We start from the raw sequence: 212 nt of genomic DNA, 5'->3' as shown, positions 1-212 counted from the left end.
CTCCTCGAAGGCAACCGCAGCCTGGACAGGCTCCTTCACATCATCGTTCACGGTGATGGTCACAGGAACCATGCCCTTCGCAGCTTCTGGCTTAAAGGTAGCTTCACCGGTACCCAGAACGCTCTTGCCGTCCTTCTTGGAAATCAGCTGGGCATCCAGAGTGTACTGCTTACCCGGAACCAGACCCTCGTAGGAAACCTGGTCCACAACCT

Annotated in this window: 1 protein-coding gene; it reads right to left on the bottom strand. The window is 56.1% G+C overall.

Annotated elements, in window-relative coordinates:
• The coding region (locus tag QP904_RS11750; protein ID WP_284836126.1) for a VaFE repeat-containing surface-anchored protein at window positions 1–212 on the bottom strand (212 nt) is incomplete at both ends.

Origin of the sequence: Corynebacterium nasorum (genome assembly GCF_030229765.1) — a bacterium.
Taxonomy (GTDB): domain Bacteria; phylum Actinomycetota; class Actinomycetes; order Mycobacteriales; family Mycobacteriaceae; genus Corynebacterium; species Corynebacterium kefirresidentii.
The sequence above is the reverse complement of the archived record's forward strand: the minus strand, read 5'-3'. Positions and strand labels throughout refer to the sequence as shown.